Origin of the sequence: Pseudonocardia sp. CA-107938 (genome assembly GCF_050936315.1) — a bacterium.
GTDB lineage: Bacteria > Actinomycetota > Actinomycetes > Mycobacteriales > Pseudonocardiaceae > Pseudonocardia.
Genome location: NZ_JBNJNA010000001.1, coordinates 1,999,026 through 2,015,728, shown reverse-complemented (window position 1 = coordinate 2,015,728; position 16,703 = coordinate 1,999,026). Strand labels below are relative to the sequence as shown.

The 16,703-nt window shown below is 73.7% G+C and carries 19 protein-coding genes; 13 read left to right on the top strand and 6 right to left on the bottom strand.

From position 1 onward, the window contains the following. Positions 1-44 precede the first annotated feature (44 nt). Complete coding sequence (locus ACQEVB_RS10025; protein ID WP_432967925.1) at positions 45-1,016, top strand: hypothetical protein; 972 nt, start codon at positions 45-47, stop codon at positions 1,014-1,016. Continuing rightward, positions 1,013-1,591 (top strand): hypothetical protein, encoded by a 579-nt coding sequence (locus ACQEVB_RS10020; protein ID WP_432967922.1) that lies wholly within the window; start codon positions 1,013-1,015, stop codon positions 1,589-1,591. Before ACQEVB_RS10025 ends, ACQEVB_RS10020 begins: the two co-directional genes overlap by 4 nt. Here the strand turns inward: ACQEVB_RS10020 and ACQEVB_RS10015 are convergent. Then, positions 1,588-2,862, bottom strand: a complete 1,275-nt coding sequence (locus ACQEVB_RS10015) for an MFS transporter (protein ID WP_432967919.1) — start codon at positions 2,860-2,862, stop codon at positions 1,588-1,590. The two genes, ACQEVB_RS10020 and ACQEVB_RS10015, sit on opposite strands and share 4 nt — an antisense overlap. Positions 2,863-2,932: 70 nt before the next feature. Between ACQEVB_RS10015 and ACQEVB_RS10010 the strand changes: the two genes are divergently transcribed. From ACQEVB_RS10010 to ACQEVB_RS09995, 4 genes are all read left to right on the top strand, one after another. Beyond that, positions 2,933-3,889: a GlxA family transcriptional regulator gene (locus ACQEVB_RS10010; RefSeq protein ID WP_432967916.1), complete on the top strand. Its 957-nt coding sequence runs from the start codon at positions 2,933-2,935 to the stop codon at positions 3,887-3,889. Positions 3,890-3,922: 33 nt separating this feature from the next. Further along, entirely contained in the window at positions 3,923-5,044 is a 1,122-nt protein-coding gene (gene serC, locus ACQEVB_RS10005; RefSeq protein WP_432967913.1) for a phosphoserine transaminase, read from the top strand. Between the two features lie 209 nt (positions 5,045-5,253). Further along, positions 5,254-6,240 (top strand): septation protein SepH, encoded by a 987-nt coding sequence (gene sepH / locus ACQEVB_RS10000; protein WP_432967910.1) that lies wholly within the window; start codon positions 5,254-5,256, stop codon positions 6,238-6,240. Continuing rightward, positions 6,237-6,710 carry a methyltransferase domain-containing protein gene (locus ACQEVB_RS09995; protein WP_432967907.1) on the top strand — a complete coding sequence of 158 codons (474 nt, stop codon included), beginning with the start codon at positions 6,237-6,239 and terminating at the stop codon, positions 6,708-6,710. Before sepH ends, ACQEVB_RS09995 begins: the two co-directional genes overlap by 4 nt. Before the next feature lie 5 nt (positions 6,711-6,715). Here ACQEVB_RS09995 and ACQEVB_RS09990 read toward each other — a convergent pair whose 3' ends face one another. Next, on the bottom strand, positions 6,716-7,249 hold the full coding sequence (locus ACQEVB_RS09990) for a DUF2537 domain-containing protein (protein ID WP_432967904.1): 534 nt from the start codon (positions 7,247-7,249) through the stop codon (positions 6,716-6,718). Positions 7,250-7,276: 27 nt separating this feature from the next. Next, a complete protein-coding gene (locus tag ACQEVB_RS09985) occupies positions 7,277-8,080 on the bottom strand; it encodes a TrmH family RNA methyltransferase (protein WP_432967901.1) in 804 nt (267 codons plus the stop codon). Positions 8,081-8,232: 152 nt separating this feature from the next. On the opposite strand from ACQEVB_RS09985, the gene ACQEVB_RS09980 reads away from it, so the two are divergent. From ACQEVB_RS09980 to ACQEVB_RS09960, 5 genes are all read left to right on the top strand, one after another. Further along, positions 8,233-9,738, top strand: a complete 1,506-nt coding sequence (locus ACQEVB_RS09980) for a glutamate--cysteine ligase (protein WP_432967898.1) — start codon at positions 8,233-8,235, stop codon at positions 9,736-9,738. A gap of 148 nt (positions 9,739-9,886) precedes the next feature. Then, positions 9,887-10,690 (top strand): hypothetical protein, encoded by an 804-nt coding sequence (locus tag ACQEVB_RS09975; protein WP_432967895.1) that lies wholly within the window; start codon positions 9,887-9,889, stop codon positions 10,688-10,690. A 5-nt stretch (positions 10,691-10,695) separates the two neighbouring features. Continuing rightward, positions 10,696-11,244 carry a hypothetical protein gene (locus ACQEVB_RS09970; protein ID WP_432967892.1) on the top strand — a complete coding sequence of 183 codons (549 nt, stop codon included), beginning with the start codon at positions 10,696-10,698 and terminating at the stop codon, positions 11,242-11,244. A gap of 182 nt (positions 11,245-11,426) precedes the next feature. Beyond that, positions 11,427-11,684 carry a DUF2530 domain-containing protein gene (locus tag ACQEVB_RS09965; protein WP_432967889.1) on the top strand — a complete coding sequence of 86 codons (258 nt, stop codon included), beginning with the start codon at positions 11,427-11,429 and terminating at the stop codon, positions 11,682-11,684. Continuing rightward, on the top strand, positions 11,681-12,421 hold the full coding sequence (locus tag ACQEVB_RS09960; protein WP_432967886.1) for an SDR family NAD(P)-dependent oxidoreductase: 741 nt from the start codon (positions 11,681-11,683) through the stop codon (positions 12,419-12,421). Before ACQEVB_RS09965 ends, ACQEVB_RS09960 begins: the two co-directional genes overlap by 4 nt. Positions 12,422-12,525: 104 nt before the next feature. Here ACQEVB_RS09960 and ACQEVB_RS09955 read toward each other — a convergent pair whose 3' ends face one another. Further along, entirely contained in the window at positions 12,526-13,668 is a 1,143-nt protein-coding gene (locus tag ACQEVB_RS09955; protein WP_432967883.1) for a L,D-transpeptidase, read from the bottom strand. A 121-nt stretch (positions 13,669-13,789) separates the two neighbouring features. Then, positions 13,790-14,818: a UDP-N-acetylmuramate dehydrogenase gene (locus tag ACQEVB_RS09950; protein ID WP_432967880.1), complete on the bottom strand. Its 1,029-nt coding sequence runs from the start codon at positions 14,816-14,818 to the stop codon at positions 13,790-13,792. A gap of 25 nt (positions 14,819-14,843) precedes the next feature. Between ACQEVB_RS09950 and ACQEVB_RS09945 the strand changes: the two genes are divergently transcribed. After that, positions 14,844-15,356: a DUF2505 domain-containing protein gene (locus ACQEVB_RS09945; RefSeq protein WP_432967877.1), complete on the top strand. Its 513-nt coding sequence runs from the start codon at positions 14,844-14,846 to the stop codon at positions 15,354-15,356. After that, positions 15,353-16,234, top strand: coding sequence for a formyltetrahydrofolate deformylase (gene purU / locus ACQEVB_RS09940; protein WP_432967874.1), 882 nt, complete (start codon positions 15,353-15,355; stop codon positions 16,232-16,234). Before ACQEVB_RS09945 ends, purU begins: the two co-directional genes overlap by 4 nt. Positions 16,235-16,248: 14 nt before the next feature. On the opposite strand, the gene ACQEVB_RS09935 is transcribed toward purU, so the two are convergent. Then, positions 16,249-16,677 (bottom strand): TIGR03667 family PPOX class F420-dependent oxidoreductase, encoded by a 429-nt coding sequence (locus ACQEVB_RS09935; protein WP_432967871.1) that lies wholly within the window; start codon positions 16,675-16,677, stop codon positions 16,249-16,251. Between the last annotated feature and the right edge of the window lie 26 nt (positions 16,678-16,703).

The following is a 16,703-nucleotide window of genomic DNA, read 5'->3' as shown; positions in this document are numbered from 1 at the left end:
ACCGCGGCCTAGCGTCCTCGACAGGCGTCGGGGGAGGCGGGCGGATGCGGCGGCTGGTGCAGGGACTCGTGGCGCTGGTGCTCACCACCACTCCGCACCCACCGCCGCCGACGCTGTTCGTTCCCGACGGCCCGATCGTGCCCGGAATGATCCTCGACATCGGTGGCACCGACTTCACCTGCGCCACCGTCCTCGCGACCATCGGCGCGGATCCTCTCGGCGACCCCATCGCCGTGCGGCCGAACGGAACCTTCACCGAACGCGTGCAGATCCCGGCTGACACGCGGCCCGGCCCCACCAGCATCGAAGCCTCCTGCGTCGAGGACCGGAAGGTGCACCAGTCCAAGGACGTCACGGTCGTGGGTCCGGCCAATCGGCAGCGGATCGTGCTGACGCCGAGATCGGCGCGGCCAGGCGGCACCGTGGCCGTCGAAGGCACGGGCTTCGACGACTGCATCGACGACTTCACCACGCACGACGGCAGACCCGCCCCGGTCGAGGTGGCCATCACCCTCGACGGTGCACTCGTTGCCAGCGAGACCGTCCAGGAGGGCGCGTCGAACCGGGGCACGTTCCGCACCACGTTCACCGTGCCGTCCGGCATCGCCACCGCGGACCACCAGGTCGTCGCGACGTGCCAGAACCGGTTCCTGCCCGGCACGTCCACCGCGACGGGAACGCTCACCGTGGGCACCGGCACCGGCCCCACCACGGCGGAGCCCCGCCCTTCGGTGCCGTACGTCCCGCAGCCCGGTCCACCTCCGCACGAGGGCGGATCGGGACTGGGGATCGGTGTGGCGGTCGGTGTGGTCGTCGCGGCCCTCGCCTTTGCTGCCCTGCGCCGCCGACCCCGCCCCGTCGCCGCGGCAGCGCCCCCGATCCCTCGACAGTCCCGCGGCCGGCTGCCCGACGTCGCCGCCCGGTCGGCCGGCATGACCGTCGGGCCGGTGGTGCCACCTGGTCCGGGATCGGGCGCGGACGTGTCCGTGCGCGTCGTCGCCAGGAGCACCCGATGAGCGCCCCACCGACGATCGCCGAGGTGCTCGGTCCGACGGGTGACGCTCTGCGCGACAGGGGGTTCGCGCGGCGCGCGCTGCCGGGCCTGGTCGCGGCCGTCGGCGCGATCGCCGAGGCGCGTATCGCGGAGGTGCTCCAGCAGCAGCTGTCGATCGGGGTCGGGGACGCGCTCGTGGCGGGGCTGTCCACCGCCGGCGCGCTGGCGCAGGCGGCCCGCCGGACGCGGGACGCACCAGGTCCGCCGGAGGACGTCGTGCTGGCCGAGCGCAGCTTCCCCAGGACGTACGAGCCCGTCGTCGACGTGCTGGTCGACGGGCAGGTCGTCGCCACGCTCGAGTTCACGGTCGAGCTGGCGCTGACCGTGCGCGCCGCCGAGGCCGTCGTCGACGCCGGCCGGCTGACCGCGCTCAAGATCGGTGCGCTGGTCGCCGGGGCCACGCTGTCCCTGCAGGGCTGGGTGCTCGCCACGCCTCAGGCACGCGTCTTCGACGGGGTGGTGGTGCCGCTGGGCACCGGTGTGCCGCTGACGTCGTCCGCCACCCCGTCCCCAGCGCCGTGGTGGCAGCGGACCTAACCGGCGGCCACCACCACCGGGACCGCGACGCGGCGCTTCGGCACGAACAGCGACACCACCCCGGCGAGCACGCAGACGGCGCCACCGACGTACCAGGCGAGGTCGTAGCTGCCGACCTCGTCGCGGACGATCCCGGCGACCACCGCCATGAGCGCGGCCCCGACCTGGTGGCTGGCGAACGCCCAGCCGAACATCACCGGTGCCCGCGCGCCGAACGCCTCGCGGCACAGCGCCATGGTGGGCGGGATCGTCGCCACCCAGTCGAGCCCGTAGAACACGATGAAGGCGAGCATCGGCGGCTCCACCGTGGATCCGAACAGCACGGGCAGCGCCAGCAGCGACCAGCCGCGCAGCACGTAGTAGGCCAGCAGGAGCTTGCGCGGGTCGACCCGGTCGGTCAGCCAGCCCGACGCGATCGTGCCGACGACGTCGAAGATCCCGACGAGCGCGAGCAGGCCCGCGGCCGTCGTGGCCGGCATGCCGTGGTCGTGCGCGGCCGGCACGAAGTGCGGCTGGATCAGGCCCATCGTGGTGGCGCCGCAGATCATCATGCCGACCGCGAGGAACCAGAACGCCTTCGAGCGCACTCCGTCGGCGAGCGCCTGGACGGCGACGCGGGCGGCCCCGGTCCGCACGGGGGCCAGGTTGTCGGCGTCGGTGCCGCCGTACGGGGCGAGCCCGAGATCGGCCGGGCGCTCCCGGATCAGCCACAGCACCACCGGGACGACGGCCAGCGCCGCGAACGACACCCACAGCGACGCCGCCCGCCAGCCCTGGTCCTGCGCCACGTGCGCGACGAGGGGCAGGAACACCAGCCCACCTGCCGCCCCGGCCGCGGTGAGCACGCCCGAGACGAGCCCGCGGCGAGCGACGAACCAGCGGCCGGTGATCGTCGCGACCAGCGCGAGGGCCATCGATCCGGTGCCGAGCCCGACGAGCACGCCCCAGCACAGCACCAGCTGCCAGCTCGCCGTCATGAACACGGTGAGGCCGCTGCCGGCCGCCACGACCACGAGCGCGGCCGTGATCACCGGCCGGATGCCGAAGCGCTCCATCAGCGCGGCGGCGAACGGCGCCGTCATCCCGTAGAGGGCCATGTTGACGGCGGCGGCGAGCGAGATCGTGGCCGTCGACCAGCCGAACTCGGCCTGCAGCGGGTCCATGAGCACACCGGGGACGGCGCGGAAGCCGGCGGCGCCGACGAGGGCGAGGAACGTCGCAGCGGCGACCCACCACGCAGGGTGGACGCGCCGGAGAGGGAGCACGGTCACCGGTCAACCCTCGCCGACGGGTCGCCGATCAACCAGTGGCCGGAAGGCCAACATATGAAAGGATCCGGCCATGCATGAGGTCGCGGTGCTGGCGCTGCCGGGCGTGGTCGGGTTCGAGCTGGGTCTGCCGCACAAGTTCCTGGGGAGCGCCCGCGACGACGCCGAGCGGCCGCTCTACCGGGTCCGCACGGCCAGCCTCGACGGCGGTCCCGTCCGTACGTCGGCGGAGTACACCGTGCTGCCCGACCACGACGCGTCGATCCTGCGCGAGGCCGACACGGTGGTGATCCCGGGCGTCTACGACCATCCGACGGTACGCCGCGGCGAGCTCGACGCACCGCTCGCCGCCGCGCTGGACGGGCTCGACGCGCGGCTCGTGTCCATCTGCACCGGGGCGTTCGTGCTCGCCGCCGCCGGCCGGCTCGACGGCCGGCGCGCCACCACGCACTGGATGCACGCCGACCGGTTCCGGCAGCTGTTCCCGCAGGTCGATCTGGATCCCGACGTGCTGTACGTCGACGAGGACGAGGTGCTGACCTCCGCCGGCAACGCAGCCGGCATCGATCTCCTGCTGCACGTGGTGCGGCGCGACCACGGCGCCGCGGTCGCGCAACGGGTGGCGCGCCGGTCGGTCGTCGCGCCGTGGCGCGACGGCGGGCAGAGCCAGTTCGCCGAGCCCCCGCCCCACCCGGACGGCCCCGGAACCTCACCCACGCAGGCCTGGGCGCTCGACCGGCTCGCCGAGCCGCTCACCGTCGCCGACCTCGCCGCGCACGCCCGCACCAGCGTCCGCACGTTCACGCGTCGCTTCCGCCAGGAGACCGGGCAGAGCCCGGCGCAGTGGCTCATCGCCCAGCGCGTCAGCCTGGCCCGGCGCCTGCTGGAAGCGACCGACCTGCCCGTAGAGCGGGTGGCGGCCGATGCAGGCTTCGGCACCACCGCGTCGCTGCGGCAGCACCTGCACGCGGCGATCGGGGTGGCACCGCTGGCGTACCGGCGCACCTACCGCGGCGACCGGTCGGCGTGAGGTGCGCCCGACGTCGGTGCGAGACTGGACGCCGTGACCGCCGATCTCACGATCCCCGCCGAGCTCCTCCCCGCCGACGGCCGGTTCGGCTGCGGGCCGTCGAAGGTGCGACCCGAGCAGCTGCAGGCGCTGGCCGCCTCGGGCGCTGTGATGGGCACCTCCCACCGGCAGCAGCCGGTCAAGGCCATCGTGGGACGGGTTCGCGCCGGGTTGCGCGAGCTGTTCTCCCTGCCCGACGGCTACGAGGTCGTGCTGGGCAACGGCGGGTCCACCGCGTTCTGGGACGTCGCGACGTTCGGCCTGGTCAAGAACCGCGCCCTGCACCTTGTGTACGGCGAGTTCTCCGCCAAGTTCGCCGACTCGACCAAGGGCGCCCCGTTCCTCGCCGACCCGGTCGTGGTGAAGGCCGACCCGGGCAGCGCCCCCGAGCCGACCAGCGACCAGAGCTGCGACGTCGTGGCGTGGGCGCACAACGAGACGTCCACCGGCGTGGCGGTGCCGGTCGTGCGGCCGACGTCGGCGACGTCGGACCAGCTCGTGCTGATCGACGCGACCTCGGGCGCCGGCGGCCTGCCGGTCGACGTCCGCAACTCCGACGTGTACTACTTCGCGCCGCAGAAGGGCTTCGCCTCCGACGGCGGCCTGTGGATCGCCCTGATGAGCCCGGCCGCGCTGCAGCGCGCCGCCGAGATCGCGGCGTCGGACCGGTGGATCCCGCCGTTCCTGTCGCTGGCGACGGCCATGGACAACTCGCTCAAGGACCAGACCTACAACACTCCCGGACTGGCCACGCTGATCCTCATGGCCGAGCAGATCGACTGGATGCTCTCCCTCGGCGGTCTGGACGCCTGCGTCGCCCGCACCCGCGAGTCGTCGAGCACGCTCTACGCGTGGGCGGAGAAGTCCGAGTTCGCGACGCCCTTCGTCACCGACCCGGCGCTGCGCTCGCAGGTCGTGGGCACCATCGACTTCACCGACGCGGTGGACGCGGCGGCCGTCGCGAAGGTCCTTCGGGCCAACGACATCGTCGACACCGAGCCCTACCGCAAGCTGGGCCGCAACCAGCTCCGCATCGGCATGTTCCCCGCGGTCGACCCGGCCGACGTCGCCGCGCTCACCACGTGCATCGACTGGGTGGTCGACCGCATCGGGTGAACCTGCGGTAGCGGTGGCAACGAGCGCGGGCCGTGATCGATAGGTTGGATGGTGCCACGCTCCGTGTCCGACGGGTCGTGGTCGGAGGTTCTACCCCCCGAACCGGGGGATGTCGCTTCGGCGCGCCTCCGAGGCGGGTTGCGAAACGGCATCTACCGTCACTCGGACGGGGAGAAGTACGCAGCGAGAGCAGGGCGGCAGGGGAGCAGATGCGCGCGCTACGAGTCGTCGGCATCACCGAGGACAACGGAGCGCTCTCCGTCGTCCTCGAGGAGCCCGGCCGTCAGGAGCGCTTCGTGGTCCCCGCCGACGAGCAGTTGCGCGCCGCGGCCCGCGGCGATCTGACGCGGCTGGGACAGATCGCGATCGAGTTGGAGAGCCAGTTGCGCCCACGCGAGATCCAGGCCCGCATCCGGGCCGGTGCGTCCGTCGAGCAGGTCGCGACCGCCGCCGGCGTCCCCATCGCGAAGATCGAACGCTTCGCCTACCCGGTCCTGCTGGAACGGTCGCGCACCGCGGAGGTGGCGCAGCGCGCCCATCCGATGCGCGCCGAGGGCGCCGACTCGCGGATGCTCGGCGACGTCGTCGCGCACACGTTCGGCCTACGCGGCCTGGACTACTCCGACACGGAGTGGGACTCGTGGAAGGGCGAGGACGGCCGGTGGGTCGTCGCGCTGTCGTGGCGCGCGGGCCGGTCGGACAACACCGCGCACTGGACGTTCCAGCCCGGCGCGCACGGCGGCACCGTCACCGCGCTGGACGAGCACGCCAGCGACCTCGTCGAGGGTCTCCCGCAGCGCCCACTGCGCACCGTCGGTCCGGTGATCGACATGGCCCGCCCGGAGGCCGACACCCCGGCGGCCGACCCGGAGGAGCAGCGCGTCGCCGCCCGGCGCACCGCCGACGGCGCCGGCGCGCCCGCGGCCCGCTCGGCGGCGCCCGAGCGGCCGGCCGCACCGCCTGCGCAGCGCCAGGCCGAGCCGATCGAGTCGGCGCCGCCCGCGCGCCCCGCAGCACGGCCGACACCGCCGCCGGTCCCGGAACCCGAGCCGGAGCCGGAGCCGGAACCCGTCGCGGTCGAGCCGGAGCCCGAACCGGTCGCCGAGGAGCCAGCGCCGCCGAAGCGCACCAAGAAGGGCAAGCCCGTCATGCCGTCGTGGGACGAGGTGCTGCTCGGAGTCCGCGGTCAGCGATGACCGCAGCGAACGACTACGACTCGTTCGCCCGGTCCTACGCCGCCCACAACGAGAGCAAGGCGTTCAACGCCGGCTACGAGCGTCCTGCCGTCCTCGCGATGGTCGGTGACGTCGCCGGCAAGCACGTCCTGGACGCCGGGTGCGGCGCCGGCGCCCACGCCGCCGAGCTGGTGGCTCGGGGTGCCCGCGTGGTCGGCGTCGACGCCAGCGCCGGGATGCTGGAGGTCGCCGCGGAACGCCTCGGGCCGGAGGTGCCGCTGCACCGGGCCGACCTCGCGGATCCGCTGCCGTGGGTCCGGTTCTGGCACCGGCCGCTGCGCGCGATGATCGACGCCCTCGCCGAGGCCGGGCTGCGGCTCTCGACGCTCGACGAGCCGGCCCCGCAGCCGTACGTCGAGCAGAGCGATCCACGGGCCTGGCGCCTGCTCACGACGGCGCCGCGCTTCCTGTTCGTGGTCGCCGAGGTCTGACCGGCTCAGGACGGAGCGAGCAGCCCCAGCAGCAGCACCACCCACGCCGCCGCGAGCCCGACGGCGGCGCCGAGGGAGAACCACCGCCACAGCGCGATCCGCCGCATCAGCCACAGGCTCGGCGTCAGCCCCAGCCCGACGAGCAGGTTCGCGGGCACCCACAGCGCCCCGAACGCGTCGGCGAAGGCCCGGCTGAGTGCCACGTCCGCGATCCCGACGAACACCGCGGTGAACCCGGCGATGACGAGCCCGGTCACCCACGGGGTGGGGCCGCTGGGTTCGCGCAGCCGCGGCAGCGGCCCGGTGCCGACGGTGACCGACTCGACGACGCCGTCGATCGGGTCGACGAACTCCACCGGCCGCCCGAGCACCCCGGAGAGCCGCGACGCGAGCTGGCGGCCACGCCGGCGCAGCAGCTCCAGCTCCTCCGGACGTCCGCCGCGAGCCACCGCGTCGGCGTGGGCGTTCCACTCGTCCACCGCGGCCTGCAGGTCCGGCGGCAGGGGCGGGTCGCCGGGTTGCCGGTCGCCGAGCTCCACGTCGGCCACCCTAGATCGACAGGTCGATCAGCCCAGCACCGCGTGGAACGCGATCGCGCCGGCCGTCGCGACGTTGAGCGAGTCGACTCCGCTCGCCATCGGGATGCACACCCGCTGATCTGCGGCGGCGAGCGCCTCGGCGGTCAGCCCGGGGCCTTCCGCGCCCAGCAGCAGTGCGACCCGGGCGCCGGAGAGACCGGCCGCCCGCAGCGGGACGGCGTCGGCGGCCGGGGTGAGCGCCACGACCTGCAGTCCGGCTGCGCGCAGCACGTCCAGCGCTCCCGGCCACGGTCCGGGCAGCTCCGCGAACGGCACCCGCAGCACGTGCCCCATGGAGACGCGCACGCTGCGCCGGTACAGCGGGTCGGCGCAGCGCGGCCCCAGCAGGACGGCGTCGACGCCGAGCGCTGCGGCGTTGCGGAACACCGAGCCGAGGTTCTCGTGGTCGTTCACCCCCTCCAGCACGGCGACGGCACGCGCGGTGCTGGCGAGCTCCGCCGCCGTCGGCTGAACGGCCCGGTCGGCGACGGCGAGCACGCCGCGGTTGAGGTGGAACCCGACGACGGACGCCATCGTGTCGGCGTCGGCTGCGTAGGCGGGCACGTCCACGTCGGAGAGGTCGGCAGCCAGCTCGTCGAGCCGCCGTGGGACGCCCAGCAGCGACCGGACGGGGTAGGGCGACTCCAGCAGTCGGCGCACCACCACGACCCCTTCCGCGATCACCAGTCCGCGGCCGCCGGGACGGTCGGGGCGGCGGTCGGCCTCGGTCAGATCGCGGAAGTCGTCGACGCGCGGGTCGGCGACGTCGGAGATCGGCGTGATGGTGGCCACGGTCCGCGATGTTCGCAGGCGTCAGGGAGCTCGCTGCGATCGCGTCGCCCGGTCAGCCGTAGCGGAGCGATCACGGGTGTGTCACGGTGGACAATCGCCCGGCCGGCACTGCGGGCGTGAGGGTTTTCCGGTCTTGTAGGAGGCATCGCGCGGTGGGCCAGGACGTCGACCGGACCACATTCAGTCGACGGGATCGGCAGAACTACCGCGCGAAGGTGCAGCGCTGCGTCGAGGCGCTCGCCGTGATGCTGCGCGAGCAGCGGTTCGCCCGGGCCGACCCGATGACCGGCCTGGAGCTGGAGTTCAACCTCGTCGACGACGAGCTCGCACCCGCGCTGGTCGGCCGCGACGTGCTCGACGCGATCGGCTCGGCGGACTTCACCACGGAGCTCGGGCGCTGGAACATGGAGCTGAACCTGCCGCCGCGCCCGCTCCCCGGTGACGAGTGGCGGCAGCTGGAGCAGCAGCTGGTGGACGAGCTGGCGCTCGTGCGGAGCGCAGCGGCCGACCGCAAGGCCCGTCCGGCGGTGATCGGGATCCTGCCGACCCTGCAGCGCGGCGACCTCGTGCTCGAGTCGCTGTCCGAGGACGACCGCTACGCCGTCCTCAACGAGCAGCTGCTGTCCGCCCGTGGCGAGCCGATCCGGCTCGACATCGCCGGCGACGACGCGTCCGGGCGGCATCCCGTGGGGGCCGACCACCTGACCGCCGACTTCGACTCGATCGCCCCCGAGGCGGCGTGCACGTCGCTGCAGCTGCACCTGCAGGTGCACCCGGACTCGTTCGCCGCCTACTGGAACGCCGCCCAGTGCCTGGCGGGCGTCCAGCTGGCCGTGGGGGCGAACTCGCCGTTCCTGCTGGGCTCGCGGCTGTGGGCGGAGACGCGGATCCCGCTGTTCGAGCAGTCGTGCGACGTGCGGTCGGTGGAGCTGCGCAACCAGGGCGTGCGCCCCCGGGTCTGGTTCGGCGAGCGCTGGATCACCTCCGTGCTGGACCTGTTCACCGAGAACGGCCGCTACTTCCCCGGCCTGCTGCCGCGCACCCAGGACGACGACCCGCTGGCCGACCTCGACGCCGGCCAGATCCCCATGCTCGACGAGATGCGCCTGCACAACGGCACGATCTGGCGCTGGAACCGCCCCATCTACGACGTCGCCGACGGTGTACCCCACCTGCGGGTGGAGAACCGGGTGCTGCCGGCCGGACCCACCCCCGTCGACATGGTGGCGAACGCGCTGTTCTTCTACGGCCTGCTGCGCGGGCTCGTGGAGGCCGACCGCCCGCTGTGGACGTCGATGTCGTTCGAGGCGGCCGAGGAGAACTTCACGACCGCCGCCCGGCACGGGCTGGACGGGCCGCTGTACTGGCCGGGCACCGGCTGGATCCGGCCCGACGAGCTGATCCTGCGCAAGCTCCTGCCGGACGCCGCGCAGGGGCTGACGCGGTTCGGCGTCGCCAGCTCGGTGATCGACCGCTACCTGTCGGTCATCGAGCAGCGCTGCGCGACCCGCCGGTCGGGTGCGGCCTGGCAGCTCGACGCGGTGGCCGCGCTGGAGAACCGCGGCCTCGGGCGCGACGAGGCCCTGCGCAGGATGCTGGACGCCTACCTGACGTCGTCACAGGCGAACGAGCCCGTCCACACGTGGCCGCTGCCCTGAGGGTAGTTGTACGACGCAACGTTCACGGGTGCACACGGATCTGCGAAACGCCCGCGGGCCTGCGGCACGCTCCTTACAGTCGGGACGTCCGATCGCCTCGAGAGACGGGGAACCCGATGCCCGACCGTGCCGCCCTCCCCTGCCTCCGGTGAGCGGGGTGTCCCGCTTCCGGCTGTTCGGCCGGGTCCCCGACGACCCCGCTCCGCCGCCCTTGCGGCTCGCCGCCGCGCCGCGCATCGGCGCGCCGGCGCCGTGGGGCCCGTCCACGGCACTGTTCGGCGACGCCGGCCAGGGTCGTGAGGCGAGCGACGATCCCGAGACCGATCCGCAGGGATTCGCCGCCGTCGCCGCAGAGCCCGTGGCACCGGTGGTCCCGTTCGACACCTCCCCCGACCCGTCGCCCGACCCCGCGGAGTCGGCGTCGCTGGCCGGTGCGTTCGCGGCCGACTACCTGTCGTGGGACGAGGACGATCCGCAGCGCCGGGGCCGGGTCCTGGTCGACTACCTGTCGTCCCCGGGCACCGATCCCACGCATCTGGGCTGGTCCGGCCGGGGCCGGCAGCGCGCCGAGTTCGCGCTGCCCGGCCGCGTGCGGTCCGACGGCGACGGCCGCACGCTCGTCGACGTCCGGGTGCGGGTCACGCCGTACCGGCGGACCGGTCGGCCTGCCGCCGGCACGCCGGAATGGGCCGAGGCGCCCGACACCGCAGGCATCCCCGCTGTCGCGCCCGCCCCGCAGGCGCGCGGCTGGGAGGCGCTCGGCTCGTACTGGATCCGGCTGTCCGTGCCCGTCGTGCGCTGCGGCGGGAGGCTCGCCGTCGACGCGTGGGAGGAGAACCTCGGCGAGGAGCTGGACGAGCCGCCGCCGGTGCCCGTCGAGGAGCCGGAGGAGCCGGTGGATCCGAGTCTCGACGGCGACGCGGTGGCCCTGCCGTTCGGCGCGCGGCGATGACTCGCTTGCGCATCCCGGTGGTCACCGGGCTCGGCCACGGGACGGGGGCGAGCACGGTCGCGGAGGCGCTGCACGCGCGCGACGCCGGCACGTGGGCGCCGGCGGCCGACATCGTCGTGTGCCGGGGCGGTGGGGGGTCGATGCGGGCGGCGGAGGCGCTGCGGCTGGCCCCCTTCGGGCTGCGACCCGTGCTCGCGCTGACGCACACGGGCGCCGCGCCGGCTGCGTCGCGGGCGCGGGTGCAGCAGTTGGGCAGGAGGTTCGCCGCGGTCGTCGAGCTGCCATACGTGGCGCGCTGGGAGGTGCTCGGCCAGTCACCGGCCGAGGCCGCCGACCTGCTCGGGCTCGAACGGGAGGAGCTCGAACCGGCGGTCGCGGCGTACGCGGCGGCGCTGCGCCGGCTCGTGGACGAGGTGCTCGGGGGCGGGCAGCTGGCCGAGCCGGTGCCGCCGGTCCTGATCCGATCATCCGGGCCGGAGCCGGAGACCGAACTGGTAGCTGCACTGACCGCCGCCGGTCACCCGGCGATGCGTCTCGACGACCGGGCCGGCTGAAGACCCCACCAGCCCGGAAGCGGATCGGGGTCCTGGCCGAGTGGCCAGGACCCCGATGCCGTTTCCCGAACTGACGCGCCGCTCCCACCACGAAGCGACGTGATGAAGGTTAGCCTAACCTCTTTCGCGGGCGCAAGCGGTCTCCTGCCACGGAGTCCGGTGATCGCAGTTACGGTGGTGCCGTGGTCGACCCGCCGCCGCTGCCCGCCCGGCTCACCCGCATCACCGACGCCGTCGCCGTCGGCTCCGCGCTGTGGGCACTGGCCGCCGCGGCGCTGTTCGTCGCGTCGCTGACCGGCGGCCGGCCGCTCGACATCTGGTTCGTCACCTGCCTGGTCGGCACCGCTCTGGGCGGCCTCGGCTACGGCATCTTCCGCTGGCAGCGCGCCGCAGCCCGGCGCGGCTCCCGCACCGCACAACAAGGCCTGGAGAACGCATGACCGAGACTCGTCCGACCGCCGTCGTGACCGGGGCCAGCTCCGGCATCGGCGCCGCGACCGCGCACGCGCTGGCCGGAGCCGGGTTCCACGTCGTGCTCGGCGCCCGCCGGCTCGACCGCTGCGAGAAGATCGCCGCGGAGATCGACGGCACCGCGCTCCCCCTCGACGTGACCGACGCCGAATCCGTCGCCGCGTTCGCCGCAGCCGTCCCCGAAGCGCGCGTGCTGATCAACAACGCCGGGGGCGCCAAGGGTCTGGCCCCGGTCGCCGACGCCGACGAGGACGACTGGCGCTGGATGTTCGAGACCAACGTCATGGGCACGCTGCGCGTCACGAAGGCGCTGCTGCCGACGCTGATCGCGTCCGGTGACGGCCACATCGTCACGGTCACCTCCATCGCCGCGCTCGGCCCGTACGACAACGGCGCGGGCTACACCGGCGCCAAGCACGCCCAGGCGATGCTGCACCGCACCCTGCGCGCCGAGCTGCTCGGGCAGCCCGTGCGGCTCACCGAGATCCTGCCCGGACTGGTGGAGACCGAGTTCTCGCTCGTCCGCTTCGACGGCGACGCGGACAAGGCGGCCGCCCCCTACCGCGGCCTCACCCCGCTGACCGGCGACGACGTCGCCGACGTCATCGCCTTCGCCGTCACCCGCCCGAGCAACGTCAACCTCGACCAGATCGTCATCAAGCCGCGGGCGCAGTACGACGCGATGCGGGCGCACCGCGAGGCCTAGCCCGGGCGAACGCCGCAATTCACACACCGCTGGGCCCCTTCACACACGTTCGGACATGTGTGAAGGGGCCCGTACGTGTGTGACGTCGAACGTGGCCGGCCCGCTCAGTCCAGCGCGGACATCGTCTTCCACTGAGCCCACGGGACGGTCCAGTCCCAGATGTCCCCGTCCTTCGGTCCGAGCTGGACGGGGGTGCCGGTGACCTCGACGGGGTCGCCGTAGAGCGCGGTGTCGTAGTAGGCGCGCGCGTTGTCGATGGACAGGTTCACGCACCCGTGCGTGACGTTGGACGAGCCCTGCGCGGCGGCCGAGACCGGGTTGGCGTGGATGAACTCGCCGTTGTTGGAGATGCGCACCGCCCACTTCTCCATGACGTCGTAGCGGTAGCGCTCGCTCACCATGCGCTTGTCGGTGAACTTCTCGGTGACGACGTGGATGCCGGAGCGGGTGTTGCGCTCGGGGTCGGCGCCGAGCCCGTAGCTGGCGGGGAGGTCCATGACCTGCTTGCCGTCGCGCAGGACGATCATGCGGAAGCTGTTCACGTCCGCCTTGACGATCTGCGCGCGGCCGATGGTGAAGGTGCTGGAGACGTCGGCCGCGCCGACAGCGCCGCCGCCGTAGTCGACGCCTTCGAGGTCGGCCTCGACCTTCACCTGCGTGTTGGCGGGCCAGTAGTCCTTCGGCCGGTAGTCGACGCGGGAGCCGCCGCCCTCGTCGGGCAGCCAGCCCCAGGACCCCTCGATCGGCGTGGGCGTGGTGACCTTCAGCGCCTTCTCGACGGCGGCCCGGTCGTCGACGTGGGCGTTGAACTGGATGCGGATCGGGGCGGCGATGCCGACGGTGCGGCCGTCGCCGATGTTCAGGGTGCCGCGGACGGTCTTCGTGGGCGCCTTGGTGGTGAAGATGCCCTGCAGCGGGGCGCGGGTGCCGTCGGGGTCCTCGACGGCACCGAGCCACTGGTAGGTGGCGCCGTAGCGGAGCGGGCCGCTCGCCTCCCACCGGGTGCCGTCCGGGGAGATCTTCCCCTCGACGTCGCCGCCCTTCTCGCTGGTGAGCTTGACCTCGACGATCTTGCCGCCCGTGGCGGTGACGGCGGCCTTCGTGTGCGGGTCGACGTCGGTGGCTGCGATGGCCGGCGTGTAGGTGACCTGCGCCGCAGGCGGCTTCGGCGCGAGCGGGGCGTTGGGGCCACCGGACGCCGTGGTCGCGAACAGCACCCCGGCCACCCCGATGACCACCACGGCCATGGCCAGTAATACCCGTCGCATTCCTCTACCCCTCTACCGACGTCCCCGTTGAAGACGTCACGCGCGTGGATCGGGTTGCCCAGCGCCCAGAGCAACCTGTGACCCACCGTACGGGCGTAGCTCAGAGGTGGCACCCGACCAACACCGGTTCGGGTGCAAGCTCGATCCCGAACCGTGCCCGCACGCCGTCGCGCACCTCTCTGGCCAGCGCCAACAGGTCCGCGGTGCGCCCACCTCCACGGTGGGTGAGAGCCAGCACGTGCTTGCCGGACAGGGCCACCCGGCCGCCGGGTCCCTGGTGCCCGCGGGCGAACCCGCTGCGCTCGATGAGCCACGCGGCCGGCAGCTTGACCTGCCCTCCCGCGGCCGGCCAGCGCGGCGCATCGGTGGGCGCGCGCTCCTCGTCGACGACCGGGTTGGTGAAGAACGAGCCGACGCTCCACGTGTCGTGGTCCGCGGGGTCGAGCACCATGCCCTTGCCGCGGCGCAGCCCGAGCACGGCGGCGCGGGCGGCGGCCGCCGGCACCCGCGTCCCCGGCTCGACGTCGAGGGTGCGGGCGAGCTCGGCGTAGCGGACGGGGGCGCTGGTCGCGTCGGCGGTCAGGCGCAGCCGTACCCGCAGCACGACCACGTCGGCCCGGCCCTTCAGCACGCTGGTGCGGTACGCGAGGCCCAGCTCCGCGGCCGGGACCCGGGTGCGGACGACGTCGCGGCGGCGGTCGTAGAGGTCGACGTCGACGAGCACGTCGGCGATCTCGACGCCGTAAGCGCCGACGTTCTGCACGGGGGTGGCACCGGTGCGGCCGGGGATGCCGGACAGGCACTCCAGCCCGCCGAAACCCTCGGCGACCGTTGCTGCGACGAGCGCGTCCCATTCGGTGCCCGCCTCCGCGGTGACCAGCACCGACTCGCCCTCGCGCGCCACGGTGTGGCCGGTCGACCCCACCCGCACGACGGTGCCCGGCCAGCCCTCGTCGGCGATCACCAGGTTGGAGCCGCCACCCATCAGCAGCACCTCGTCGGAGGCGGCGCGCAGCGCGGCCACGACCTCGTCGGCCGAGGCCGCGTCGACGAACCGGGCCGCCGGGCCGCCGAGGCGCAGCGTGGTCAGGCCGGCGGTCGACACGGACGCCGTCTCGGAGGCGGTCACGATGGGCAACGGTAGCCTCCGCAGAATGCCCAGCCAGATCGACTACCGGTACGCGACGGCGTTCCCGGCCGCCCAGCTGTACGGCGCGCTGGTGGACGCGGAGTTCCTGCGCGCGCGGCTCGCCGAGCTCGGCGGACGGGAGGCGAGCGTCGTCTCCCACCACGCCGACGAGCACGGGGCGCGGTACGTGCTCCGCCACGAGCTGGACGCGGCCGGGCTGCCGGACGCGCTCCGCGGCCTGCTGGCCGGCCGGCTGGTGCTGGAGCGCACCGAGGACTGGACGGTCGGGCCGGACGGGCACACCGGCACGGTCGAGGTGCGGGTCGTCGGATCGCCGGTGCCCGCGACCGCCGGCGGGCAGCTCGCCGTGGCCGACGTGCCGGGCTCCGGCAGCGAGTTCCGGGTGCACGCCGACGTCTCGGTGGCGCTGCCCCTGTTCGGCGCGCGCGTCGAGGAGATGGTCGCCGGAAAGGTGCGCGAGCTGATGGAGCTCGAGGCGCAGTTCACGAATCGATGGTTGGAGCAGCGAGCCACATGAGCACACCGGAAGACCCCAACGGCGAGCGTCGTTACGTCCTCACGCTCAGCTGCTCGGACACCACCGGCATCGTCGCCCGCATCGCCGGGTTCCTCGCCGACGCGGGCGGCTGGATCGTCGAGGCCGGCTACCACTCCGACCCGGCGACCGGCTGGTTCTTCACCCGCCAGGTCGTGCGCGCCGACTCGCTCCCGTTCGGGCTCGACGAGCTGCGCGGCCGGTTCGCCGAAGTGGCCGCGGACCTCGGTGACGCGTCCTGGACGGTCACCGACACCGGCGTCGCCAAGCGGATGGTGGTGCTGGTCAGCCGCGAGCTGCACTGCCTGCACGACCTCCTCGGCCGGGTGTCGCTCGGCGAGCTGCCCGTCCAGCTGGACGCCGTGATCGGCAACCACGAGGTCGCGGGCGAGGTCGTGCGCGCGCACGGCGTGCCGTTCCACCACGTGCCGTTCCCCGACACCGACAAGGCGGCCGCGTTCGCCGAGGTGCGCAAGCTCGTCGACGAGCACGACCCGGACGCGGTGGTGCTGGCCAGGTTCATGCAGATCCTGCCGCCCGAGCTGTGCGACGCGTGGGCCGGGCGGGCGATGAACATCCACCACAGCTTCCTGCCGTCGTTCGTCGGCGCGAAGCCGTACCACCGCGCGCACGCGCGCGGGGTGAAGCTCATCGGCGCCACCTGCCACTACGTCACCGCGGAGCTGGACGCCGGCCCGATCGTCGAGCAGGACGTGATCCGCGTCGACCACGGCGACTCCGTCGAGGACATGATCCGTCGCGGCCGCGACATCGAGCGGCTGGTGCTCGCCCGCGGGCTGCGCTGGCACCTGGAGGACCGGGTGCTGGTGCACGGCAACCGCACCGTCGTCTTCCACTGAGCCAGCGGGAGTGCTCAGAACCCGCGGACCCGGCGCGGGGTGAAGCGCAGCGGCACCCCGTAGGTCTCGGCGAAGACCTCCGGGGTCCGCCACGACCCGTTCGCGATCCGATCGCCGTACTTCGCGAGGTACGGAGGGTTGTCCTGGGGCGCAGGCGCGGCGCTGTCCACGGTGATCTCGCCGGTCAGGACCACGATGTCGCCCCCGCTCGCCGACGAGTTCAGGTGCAGCGCCACCTGCGGGCGCGTGGCCAGGTGGGCGAGCCGCCGCGCGTCCCGCCTCGAGTAGATCAGCGCGGACTCGCCGTCCCAGAGGAACCAGACCGGCGCCGGCTGCGGGACACCCGACGAGTCGACGACGGTCAGCCAGGCGACGACCTCGTCGTCGAGCCGCTTCGCCACGCGGGCACCGAACTCCGTGGAGGGATCGGGAAGGAGAGGCATGGCACGTTCAACAGCCCGCGCCGCGT

What these genes read in the sequence shown, in the direction of transcription:
- ACQEVB_RS10025 (WP_432967925.1), top strand. Translation starts at nt 45, where the DNA reads ATGCGGCGGCTGGTGCAGGGACTCGTGGCGCTGGTGCTCACCACCACT.
- ACQEVB_RS10020 (WP_432967922.1), top strand. Translation starts at nt 1,013, where the DNA reads ATGAGCGCCCCACCGACGATCGCCGAGGTGCTCGGTCCGACGGGTGAC.
- ACQEVB_RS10010 (WP_432967916.1), top strand. Translation starts at nt 2,933, where the DNA reads ATGCATGAGGTCGCGGTGCTGGCGCTGCCGGGCGTGGTCGGGTTCGAG.
- sepH (WP_432967910.1), top strand. Translation starts at nt 5,254, where the DNA reads ATGCGCGCGCTACGAGTCGTCGGCATCACCGAGGACAACGGAGCGCTC.
- ACQEVB_RS09995 (WP_432967907.1), top strand. Translation starts at nt 6,237, where the DNA reads ATGACCGCAGCGAACGACTACGACTCGTTCGCCCGGTCCTACGCCGCC.
- ACQEVB_RS09960 (WP_432967886.1), top strand. Translation starts at nt 11,681, where the DNA reads ATGACCGAGACTCGTCCGACCGCCGTCGTGACCGGGGCCAGCTCCGGC.
- ACQEVB_RS09955 (WP_432967883.1), bottom strand. Translation starts at nt 13,668, where the DNA reads ATGGCCGTGGTGGTCATCGGGGTGGCCGGGGTGCTGTTCGCGACCACG.
- ACQEVB_RS09945 (WP_432967877.1), top strand. Translation starts at nt 14,844, where the DNA reads ATGCCCAGCCAGATCGACTACCGGTACGCGACGGCGTTCCCGGCCGCC.
- purU (WP_432967874.1), top strand. Translation starts at nt 15,353, where the DNA reads ATGAGCACACCGGAAGACCCCAACGGCGAGCGTCGTTACGTCCTCACG.
- ACQEVB_RS09935 (WP_432967871.1), bottom strand. Translation starts at nt 16,677, where the DNA reads ATGCCTCTCCTTCCCGATCCCTCCACGGAGTTCGGTGCCCGCGTGGCG.